General features: G+C 74.5%; 7 protein-coding genes. 4 read left to right on the top strand and 3 right to left on the bottom strand.

Annotated features, from left to right (window positions below; genetic code table 11):
- Positions 1–631: 631 nt before the first annotated feature.
- The 4 genes from AB0C84_RS37210 (at position 632) to AB0C84_RS37195 (ending at position 7,101) form a co-directional block, all read left to right on the top strand.
- Positions 632–829 (top strand): hypothetical protein, encoded by a 198-nt coding sequence (locus tag AB0C84_RS37210; protein WP_361075374.1) that lies wholly within the window; start codon positions 632–634, stop codon positions 827–829.
- Positions 830–862: 33 nt separating this feature from the next.
- A complete protein-coding gene (locus AB0C84_RS37205) occupies positions 863–1,726 on the top strand; it encodes an alpha/beta fold hydrolase (protein WP_258943053.1) in 864 nt (287 codons plus the stop codon).
- A 69-nt stretch (positions 1,727–1,795) separates the two neighbouring features.
- On the top strand, positions 1,796–2,095 hold the full coding sequence (locus tag AB0C84_RS37200) for a trypco2 family protein (protein ID WP_179848606.1): 300 nt from the start codon (positions 1,796–1,798) through the stop codon (positions 2,093–2,095).
- Positions 2,092–7,101, top strand: a complete 5,010-nt coding sequence (locus AB0C84_RS37195; protein ID WP_361075371.1) for a trypsin-like peptidase domain-containing protein — start codon at positions 2,092–2,094, stop codon at positions 7,099–7,101. The genes AB0C84_RS37200 and AB0C84_RS37195 overlap by 4 nt, the downstream gene beginning before the upstream one ends.
- A 12-nt stretch (positions 7,102–7,113) precedes the next feature.
- Here the strand turns inward: AB0C84_RS37195 and AB0C84_RS37190 are convergent, their stop codons facing one another.
- From AB0C84_RS37190 to AB0C84_RS37180, 3 genes are read right to left on the bottom strand one after another with little or no spacing between them, the layout of a single operon-like run.
- The gene (locus tag AB0C84_RS37190; RefSeq protein ID WP_361075369.1) at positions 7,114–7,323 is read right to left on the bottom strand and encodes an MbtH family protein; all 210 of its coding nucleotides are present in this window, start codon (positions 7,321–7,323) and stop codon (positions 7,114–7,116) included.
- Positions 7,320–8,606, bottom strand: a complete 1,287-nt coding sequence (locus tag AB0C84_RS37185) for a lysine N(6)-hydroxylase/L-ornithine N(5)-oxygenase family protein (RefSeq protein ID WP_361075367.1) — start codon at positions 8,604–8,606, stop codon at positions 7,320–7,322. The genes AB0C84_RS37190 and AB0C84_RS37185 overlap by 4 nt, the downstream gene beginning before the upstream one ends.
- A 14-nt stretch (positions 8,607–8,620) precedes the next feature.
- Entirely contained in the window at positions 8,621–9,640 is a 1,020-nt protein-coding gene (locus AB0C84_RS37180; protein ID WP_361075365.1) for an iron-siderophore ABC transporter substrate-binding protein, read from the bottom strand.
- Positions 9,641–9,682: the final 42 nt, after the last annotated feature.

Here is a 9,682-nt window from a genome sequence, read left to right as displayed (position 1 = left end):
TGCTTGAGGGCATGAGCCCCCGGAAGAACCGCCGTGCCGCATCTGGACGTCCCGCCCGGGGCGGAGGCGCGTCGTGGGCTCAGGAGACCGAGGAGCCCCGGCGCCGCGGAACCGTCCGGCCCCGGCCTGCCACCGGTCCGCGCCGTCGACGCGCGGGCTCCCCTCCTCGCAGCCCGCCGGCGCCGCCGTGATCCGGTTTCCACTCTCCACAGCGCCCGGGCCCCGTGGCATGTCACACACGTCAGCGGCGCGCTGGTCCACCTGGCCCAAAACGGCACGAACACCTTCGATGGACCACTCCGGGCTCCGCCGGAGGCCGCCCCGATCTGTCGTGGACCGTCCGTTCGGCATGGCGCAGGATGGCGAGCATCGCATGCGGTCAGGACACCGCGGCGGCATAGCGGCGGCCATCACCGAGGGGGTAACCGCATGTGGACGCGCCATACCGACCGGTCGGTTTTAGCAATCGAACTTATTGCCATTTCGGCTTTGCGGGTCTACGTCGACCGGACGATGGCGGCGAGCGCGCGCCGCCGCCATGACGGCGCCGTCGCGACATCGATGATGTCCCACTACGGGATGTCATTCGGCTTCTTCATCCTGCTGTCGGCGGGGCCGCGCGAACCTCGTGGTGTACGGCCTGCTGGTCCTCGGGCTGCCGCACGCGCCGGACAAGACCACCTTCCCCGTGCTGTTCGCGGTACTCAGCTTCATCGAGGCGGCGGAGGCCGGTTCGGGGCCGGGTTCGTGGCCCCTCGGGGGCGCCTCGTCGCGCGACGCGCGCCGGCGTGCCAAAAAGGTCCGGGCTTTTCTGCGCGCCGGTGCGTAGCCCGGCGGGGCGCGGCGGGCGTTAGATCGCGCTATGAAGATCGCCGTGCGGGCGGCGATGATCGTGGCGCTCCTCGCGACGCTCATCGCCCACCCCCTGCCCGCCGGAGCGTCCGAGGACGCCCCGGGAACGTCGAAGCACACCATTCCCATGGGCGACTGGAACCGCCCCTACCTCCTTCACGTCCCGCCCCAGCGCGATGACGGCGCGCCGGTGCCGCTCATCGTGGCCCTGCACGGCGGTCTCAACGACTCCGAGTACGTCCGCGAGCAGAGCGGGCTCGACGAGGTCGCCGACCGCCACGGCTACGCCGTCGCCTACCCCGACGGGCTCCTCGGCACCTGGAACGCCGGGGCCTGCTGCTGGTTCGCCCGGTGGACCGGGGTCGACGACGTCGCGTTCCTCGACAAGCTGATCGACACGCTGGTGCGGCAGGGCGTCGCCGACCCGCGCCGCGTCTTCGTGACCGGTTTCTCCAACGGCGGCGGCATGGCGTACCGGTACGCGTGCGAACGGTCGGACAGGATCGCCGGGATCGCCGTGGTGTCGGGCGCCCTCGCGATCGGCTGCACGCCCCGCAAACCGGTGTCGGTGCTGGCCTTCCATGGGACGTGGGACCCGTCGGTCCCCTATACGGGCGGCGGGAACATGGACGCGGACGTCCATTTCCCGTTCATCCCCGTCCAGGTCCTCATGGAGTTCTGGAGATGGGTGGACAAGCTGCCCGCGCTCTCGTGGCCGGTGCCGGACGCGCCGGACGACTGCGTCGGCACGGGCCCGGGCCCCGTCGTCGTCGCGCTCTGCACCCGGCAGCGCGGAGGGCACGAATGGCCGGATTATGCCAGCGAGCTCATGGCCAGGTTCTTCGCGGACAGGCCGTCCCTGCCGAAGACATGACCTCCGTTCAATTCAATCCGGCCCGCTACAAAGCGCTAAACTCTCCCCACTTACGAGTAATGGGGAGCAATGCAGGAAATCGGCTTGGCAGAGGCAGTCAAAGCGATCCGCGACGACCTGGCGCGGGCTCAGCTCGAGGGTGCCGACGAGGAGATCCGCTTCAGCGTGGGGCCGGTCGAGGTCGAGTTCGAGGTCGCCGTGGTCAGGGAGGGCGGCGCCAACGGCAAGGTGAAGGTCTGGGTGGTCGAGGTCGGCGCGTCGGGCAAGCTCGCTCAGACCACCACGCACCGGGTGGCGGTCACGCTGAATCCGCAGGTGGACGGCAAGCCGATCGAGGTGGGTGACCGGCTCCGCAAGCCCGGCCGGTGATCCCTGACGAACCACGCTGGCGCACCGTCGAGGTGCTCGTCGGGGACGGTGAGGAGGGCTACGGCACCGGCTACCGGATCTCCGCCGGGCTGGTGCTCACCTGCCGGCACGTCCTGGCCGCCTCCGGCGCGGTGACGGTCCGGCTCGCCACGCCGGACGAGTCGGTCTCCGTCGCCGCCGAGCGGGTCTGGACGGCCGAGGGCGCCGAGGTCGACCTTGCGCTGCTGCGGGTGGCGGACGGCTCGCTGCCCGCGGTGGCCCCGGCGGTGCTGGCGGACGTCGACCCCTGGAGCACCGGGCGCGCCCGTTTCGTCTCGTGGGGGTTCCCCGCCTCACACGACCGCGAGAGCGAGCTCGGCGGCGTCCGCGACGTCGACCAGGTCGACGGCGACGTCCTCCTCGGCGCCAACGTCAAGACGGGCCTGCTCGACCTGCACCGCGACGACGCCCCGCAGCGCGCCGGCCGCCGGTACCGGGGCCTGTCCGGCGGTCCCGTCCTGGTAGGCGGCAAGCTGGTCGGCGTCGTGCGCTGGGCCGAGCCCGACGGGCCGCTGACCGCCTCCCGCGTCTTCAGCGCCGCCGGACCGCACCGGCCGCGGATCGCCGGCGAGTTCGTCGAGCCCCGGCCGAGCCGGGAGCGGCTGAACGCGCTCCTCGACGGCGCGGGCGTGCGGCTGGACGCGGGGGGCGCGGGGCCGTCCGCGCCGCTGCGCCGGTCGCGGTACTGGTCGACCATCACCAAGCTGCGGGCCCGCTGTCCCGACCCCGCCGACCGGGACGCCGAGCTCGGCCGGCTCCAGGAGTTCGCCACGAGCGGCACGCCCTACCTGTGGCTGGTGGGCGAGCCCTGGGCCGGCAAGACGACGCTCGCCGCCGCCTTCGCCGGGGACCCCGCCCCCGACGTCGTCACGGTCGCGTTCTTCGTGTCCCGGTCGGCCGGCTCGCGGCTGGCCGACTACCGGGCCGCGCTGGCCGACCAGCTGGCCCCGCTGGTCGGCGAGACGCCGACGCCCGGGGTCGTGCCGGCCGCGTTCGACCTGGACGACCTGTGGCAACGCGCGGTCGAGCGGGTCACCGCCGACGGGCGCCATCTCATGCTCATCGTGGACGGGCTCGACGAGGACGACCACCTGCGGCACCGCGAGAGCAGCGTCGCGGCGCAGCTCCCCGAGTACGTGCCGCCGGGCAGCCACGTGCTGGTGACCAGCAGGCACTTCCCCGAGGTGCCCGCCGACGTCCCGGACGGGCATCCGCTGCGCGGGTGCGAGCGCCGCACGCTCGCCGCGAACGAGGCCTCGCGCGCCTCGCGCAACGCCGCCGAGCGCGACCTGCAGCAGCACCTGAGCGACCGGACGAGCCGCGAGCTGCTCGGGCTGCTCGCGGCCTCCGGCGGCGGGCTGGCCGACGAGGACATCGCCCGGCTCACCGGCCTGGACCTCTACGACGTCCGGGAACTGGTCGAGCAGACGATCGCCCGGCTGGTCGAGCGCCGGGAGGACGACGGCCGTGGCCGCTACTCCTTCGCCCACGACCTGATCCGGGAGACCACGACCGAGCGTCTCGGCGCCGAGGCGATGGCGGGCTTCTGGGGTCGGCTGCTCGACTGGGCCGAGACCTACCGGACCGGCGGCTGGCCCGCCGACACCCCCCTGTACCTGCTGGACCGGTTCCCGCAGGCGCTGGCCGACGACGGGGACCTGGACCGCCTGCTGCGGCTCAACGAGCCCGACCGGTGGAGCCGCCTGCTGGAGCGGACCGGCACGGTGGAGCCGGCCGTGCTGACGCTGACCGACTCGATCCGGCTGCTCCTCGCGGCGGGCACCCCCGACCTCGCCGTGATCTACGTCCTGGCGCTGTGGCGCGACCAGCTGCGCCTGCCGGTCCGCGTCCATCCCGAGGTCATCGCGGTGGCCTGGACCGAGCTCGGGGAGCTGGAGCGCGCCGAGCGGATGGCCCGCGACATCCCGGTCGCCTCGATCAAGGCCAACATCCTGATCTCCATGGCGGAGGCGGCGAACCGGGCGGGCGCCGAGACCGAGGCGGCGCTGTGGCTCCAGGAGGCGGAGCTGCTGGCCGGGGGCATCCTGAGCGGGGTGCGCAGGGCCCGGACGCTGGCCCGGATCGCGCTGGCCCTCGGCCCCGGCTTCACCCGCGCCGAGACCCTCCTGGACGAGGCCACCCGGCTCTTCACCTCCGTCGTCCCGTCCCGGGTCCGGCGCAGGGAGCTGATGACGGACATGGCCTGCGACGCGGCCCGCGCCGGGCTGTGCGACTCGGTGGAGCGCATCGCGCGGTCGTTCGCCGACCGCAAGCACCAGTGGCCGATCATCGTGGCCGCCGCCCGCGCCGCCGCCGAGCAGGGCCTGCGGGAGGACGCCGAGCGCCTGGCGGGCCTCCTGACCCCCGACGACCTGCGGTGGGAGACGTTCGCCGAGCTCGTGCGGCAGCTGGCCGACCGGGGCGAGTTCGCGGCGGCGCAGGAGCTGGCGGGGACGTCGGTCAACGGGGCCCGGGCGCTCTCCCGGGCGCTCGGCGGCATCGTGCGGGCGCGGGCGCTGCGCGGCGAGCGGGCCGCCGCGGAGGCGATGCTCGCGACCGCGATCGACGCCGTGACGGCCAAGGGCGGCGCGTCCCGGCAGGCGGCGCTCGGCGAGCTGCTCACCTGCGTCGTGGACGCCGGGCTGCTCGACGAGGCCGAAAGGCTCACGGCGCTGCTGGAGGGCCATCGCAGGGTGCTCGGCGGGGCCCGTACCGCCGTCGGCGCGCTCGACGCCGGCCTGCCGGACACCGCGATCCGGCTGATGAGGACGGCCGCCGACCTGGTCTCGCTCCAGCCGCGGCGGCAGTGGGCGCCGCTGGTCGAGGCGGCCCCGGATGTCGCGGCGGAAGGCGACCTGGACGCGGCGCGCGGCCTGCTGGCCCTCGCGCTGACCGTGGCCGAGGGGACGTCCCCCAAGGCGGCGCGGGCGGTCAACCTGCTGATCAAGACCCATGTCGCCGAGCTGCGGGGCGCTTCCGGCGTGCTGGAGGCGGGCGTCGACGCGGCGCTGCGCCTCCCGTCCCAGCAGGATCTGCCGTCGGAGACGGCGAGGACCGCGACCGAGCTCGGCCTGACCGGGCTGGCCGTCCGGGCGGCGGTCTTCGTCATCGACGTGCACGAGCGCAACACCCTGCTCGGGACGATCGCGGAGCGGGCCGCGCGGGACGGCCGCCTGGACGTCGTCCACCGCGCGCTGGCCGGCATGAGCCGCACCCGCAAGCAGCTGTTCGCGAGCGTCAACGCCGCCGGTGAGCTGGCCGAGGCGGGCCGTCTCGGCGACGCCGAACAGCTGGTCGACCGGGTGGAGAACGGCTTTCGCCGGGCCACGGGCCTGGCCCGGCTCGCCCGGATCGTCGCGGCCCGGGGCGACCGCGACCGGGCCGTCGCCTACCTCCTGGCGGCCGAGCAGCTGGCTCCCGCGGGCTCGGTGCGGCACCTGACCCAGTCCGAGATCACGGCCGCCGCGGTGGTCGCCGCCCGCCGGGGCCGCTTCGGGGAGGCGGAGCGGATCGCCGCCGTCGTCGACAGCCCCCGGCGGCGGGTCTCCGCGCTGGCCGAGCTCGCCGAGACCGCCTACGCCGCCGGGGCCTACCCCCGGGTGGCGCGTTTCCTGACCGCCGCCGAGGAGCTGCTCGGCGGTCTGGACGAGGACTCCCGCGACGCCGTCGCGACGGAGCTGGCGGCGGCCGCGGCCCGGGTCACCGACCTCGACACGGCGCGGCGGCTGGTCGCGCTCGTGTCGGATCCGGCCATGGGCCTGTCCGCGCTGACCGAGGTCGCGCGCGCCGCCCACGGCTTCGGGAACGCCGCCGCGGCCGGGCGGCTGCTGGCCGACGGGGAGAAGCGGCTGGCCGGGTTCGACGCCGACTCCAGCGAGGGGGCGGCGACCGAGCTCGCGGCGGCGGCCGTGGAGACCGGCGACCTGGACCTGGCGGAGCGGCTCGCGACCGGGCTGGCCGACCCGCGGCTGCGGGTGGAGGTCCTGCTGGCGGTCTGCCGGGCGAGCACCGAGCGGCTGCGGGCCCTGCGCCGCCGGGTGGTCCGCGAGGCGCGCGGGGTGCGCAACATGCGGATCCGCGGCGAGCTGCTCGGATCCCTGGCCGCCGCCATCGCGGCCACCGGCAACGCGAACCTGGCGGGCCGGACGATGGACGACGCCGAGACGGCCGTCCGCACCATCGCGATCACCAATCCGGAGCCCCGGTGCCGGGGGCTCGTGGAGCTGGCCCTGCTCGCCGACGCGATCGGCGACCCCGAGCGCGCGCGGCGGCTGCTGCGCGAGGCCGAGCAGCTCGCCGCCACCTACGTGGACGAGCAGCGCCACCAGCGGGCCCTGTCGCACATCGCGCACGCCGCCGCGCAGCTCGGGCTGCTGGACGAGGCGGAGCGGGTGACGGAGATCATGCGGGCGTCGCGGCTGCCGTTCCCCGCGTGGAGCACCATGACCACGGTCGCGGAGCGGGCCGCCGCCCTCGGCGACGCCGGCCGCGCCGTGCGGCTCATCGAGGAGGCGCTGCGGATCGCCCGGAGCGTGCGCGACCCCAAGGTCCGCGGGGCGACGTTCGCGGGGATCGCCGCCGCCGCGCTGCGGGCGGGGCTGCCCGAGCAGGCGCAGGGCATCCTCGGCGAGGAGCCGCAGCACCACCACCGGCAGGGCCCGATCCTGCGGGACATCGCGCTGGCGGTCGCCGCGGCGGGGCGGCTGCCGGAGGCCGAGCGGATGGTCGCCCAGATCCGGTCGCCGGCCCGCCGCCGGGAGGCGTTCGAGGGCGTCATCGCCCGCCTGGTGGAGGACGGCGACCGCGCCGAGGCCGAGCGCCTCATCGTCCAGGGCATCCGGGAGGACGGCTGGCTGCCGCCCCCCGCCGTCATGATGGCGGCGCTGCCGGAGGTGGTCCCGCCGCTCGGCAACGTCCTGCCCCGCATGGCCGCCTTCGAGGAGGCGGCCAGGGCCGAGCGGTCGTGACCGGCGGCGGGCTCACGGCGTCTCGGCGGCCAGGCTCCGCGGGCGGATGTCCTTCCAGTTGTCCATGACGTACCCGATGCAGTCGGACCGGGACGCGGGGCCGTGCACGGTCGTCCACCCGGCGGGGACGTCGGCGAACGCCGGCCAGAGCGAGTGCTGGCCTTCGGCGTTGGCGAGGACGAGGAACGCGCCGTCGGGGTCGTCGAACGGGTTGGTGGTCATGCTCGTGCCTTCCTCTGGACGCCGGGGGTGACGCGGGCGGACCGCCGCGCCACGGACCGGACGATCTCCCCGGTGCGCACGGCGGTCATGGACAGCAGCGAGGAGGCGATCCCGTGGCTGTGCTCGGTGGCCCCCTGCAGGTAGACGCCCCACTCGGGGCCGGGCTCGGTGGCGATGCGGTAGTCGCGCTCGACGACCGGGCGCCCGTCCGGGCCGGTGCGGCAGTGCGCGCCCGCCTCGCCGAGCAGGTCGAACGGGTCGCGTTCGCGGTACCCGGTGGCGTAGACCACGGCGTCGGCGTCCAGGTCGGCGACCTCGCCGGTCGGCAGGAACGCGACCCGGACCCGCGCCCCGCCGGCGCCGCGGTCCGCGACGTCCAGGAGGCGGGAGACGTTGAGGATGCGCAGCCGCTCGGCGCCCGCGACCTTCTCGGCGTAGGCGCGCCGGTACAGCTCGTCGATGAGGTCGAGGTCCACGACGGAGTAGTTGGTGTTGCGGGAGTACTCGAACAGCATGCGCTTCACGTCGCCGGGCGCGGCGTAGTAGTGGTCGACGGCCTCGGGGTCGAAGATGCGGTTGGCGAACGCGCTGTCGTCGGCGGGCGAGTACCCGTACCGCGCGAAGACCGCGCACACCTCGGTGCCGGTGAACGTGCGGTGCAGGTACTCGACGGCCTCGGCGGCGCTCTGCCCGGCGCCGACCACGACGATCCGGTTCGGGGCCCAGTCCCGGCGCTCGCCGAGCCGGGTGAGCAGGTCCTCGGTGTGCCAGATCCGCTCCCCCGCCCGGACGCCCTCCGGCAGGACGGGTTCGAGCCCCGCGCCGATGACGACGTTGCGGGCGAGGTGCGTCTCCAGTTCGTCGCCGCGCCGCACGACGACCTCCAGGGCCTCGTCGTCGTGCGGGCGGAGCGCGACGACCTCCGTCCCGTAGCGGACGCGGCCCTCGAACGCGGCGGCGGCCCATTCGAGGTAGTCGTGGAACTCCAGCCGCGTCGGGAACATCGTCTTGTGGTTGACGAAGTCGACGAGCCGGCCCCGGGCGTGCAGGTAGGCCAGGAACGAGTACGGGCTGGCGGGGTTGCGCAGCGACACCAGGTCCTTGAGGAAGTGGACCTGCATGGTGGCGCCGTCGATCAGCATGCCGCGGTGCCAGCCGAACGCGGGCTGCTTCTCGAAGAACACCGCGTCCGCGCCGCCGTGCTCCTCCTCCAGCGCGACGGCGAGCGCCAGGTTGGACGGGCCGAACCCGATGCCGACGACGTCGCGGACGGGGGTGTGCATGCGCTCCTCCGGCATCAGGCGGGCCCGGCCGCGCTCGCGGCCTTGGCGATCTGCGGGACGACCTGGTCGATCACGTAGGGGACGGCGAGCGGGGTGGGGGTGCGCAGCGGCCAGAACGACTTCAGGTCCAGCGCCACGTAGGAGCCGCGCTTCACGGCGCCGAGCCCGGCGAACAGCTTGTTGCCCTCGATCTTCTTCTGGGTGGCGGGGTCGTCGTTGTAGTGGCCGAGCAGGACGTCGACGTCCAGGACGGAGACCTTCTCCATGCTCAGCTCGGCGGCGAACCCGTCGCCGGGCAGCTTCTTCAGCGACTCGGGCAGCGTCATGCCGAACTGCTGGAGCAGCTTCACGCTCGTGTCGTCGCCGGACTTCATCACGGCGACGTTCCCGTTGGGGAAGACGCTGGTGAAGGCGAACTCCTTGCCGGCCAGCTCCGGGTGCTTCGTCCTCACCTCGGCGATCTTCGCCTCGACGCCGGCGACGAGCCTGCGGCCGTCCTCGGGACGGCCGATCGCGGTGGCGACCTGCTGTGTGATCTGCTGCCAGGAGTCCTCGGCGGGGCCGTTCTGGTAGGCGAGCGTCGGCGCGAGCTTGGAGAGCTTGCCGTACTCCTTGTCGATGGCGAAGTCGCCGGCGGCCAGGATCAGGTCGGGCCGCAGCGCGGCGATCTCCTCCAGGTTGAAGCCCGCCTCGTTCTCCTTGAGCAGCTTGGGCCTGCCCCCGGTCAGCTTCGGCGCGCTCCAGGGGGTCAGGCCGTCGGGCTGGACGCCGGTGAGCTCGGCCATGCCGACGGGCGTGACGCCGAGGGCGAGCAGCGCGTCCTGGTCGACCTCGCCGAGCGCGACGATCCGCTTGGGCGCGGACTTCACCTGCGCGGAGCCGAGCTTGTGGGCGACGGTGACCGGGAACGCCCCGGCCGCGCCGCCGGAGCCGCCGGCTCCGCCGGTGGGCTCGTCGTCGCCGCAGGCGGCGGCCGATCCGAGTCCGAGGACGAGCGCGGCGGCGACGGTCAGGCGCCGCATCGTGGTGCGCATGGCGGACCTTCCATGTTGGGGGCGGAGAAGCCGGAGGGTGTT

It is taken from the genome of Actinomadura sp. NPDC048955 (genome assembly GCF_040649435.1).
Classification (GTDB): Bacteria; Actinomycetota; Actinomycetes; order Streptosporangiales; family Streptosporangiaceae; genus Spirillospora; species Spirillospora luteofluorescens.
This window is presented reverse-complemented; position numbering and strand designations above follow the sequence as displayed.

What these genes read in the sequence shown, in the direction of transcription:
- AB0C84_RS37205 (WP_258943053.1), top strand. Translation starts at nt 863, where the DNA reads ATGAAGATCGCCGTGCGGGCGGCGATGATCGTGGCGCTCCTCGCGACG.
- AB0C84_RS37200 (WP_179848606.1), top strand. Translation starts at nt 1,796, where the DNA reads ATGCAGGAAATCGGCTTGGCAGAGGCAGTCAAAGCGATCCGCGACGAC.
- AB0C84_RS37190 (WP_361075369.1), bottom strand. Translation starts at nt 7,323, where the DNA reads ATGACCACCAACCCGTTCGACGACCCCGACGGCGCGTTCCTCGTCCTC.
- AB0C84_RS37185 (WP_361075367.1), bottom strand. Translation starts at nt 8,606, where the DNA reads ATGCACACCCCCGTCCGCGACGTCGTCGGCATCGGGTTCGGCCCGTCC.
- AB0C84_RS37180 (WP_361075365.1), bottom strand. Translation starts at nt 9,640, where the DNA reads ATGCGCACCACGATGCGGCGCCTGACCGTCGCCGCCGCGCTCGTCCTC.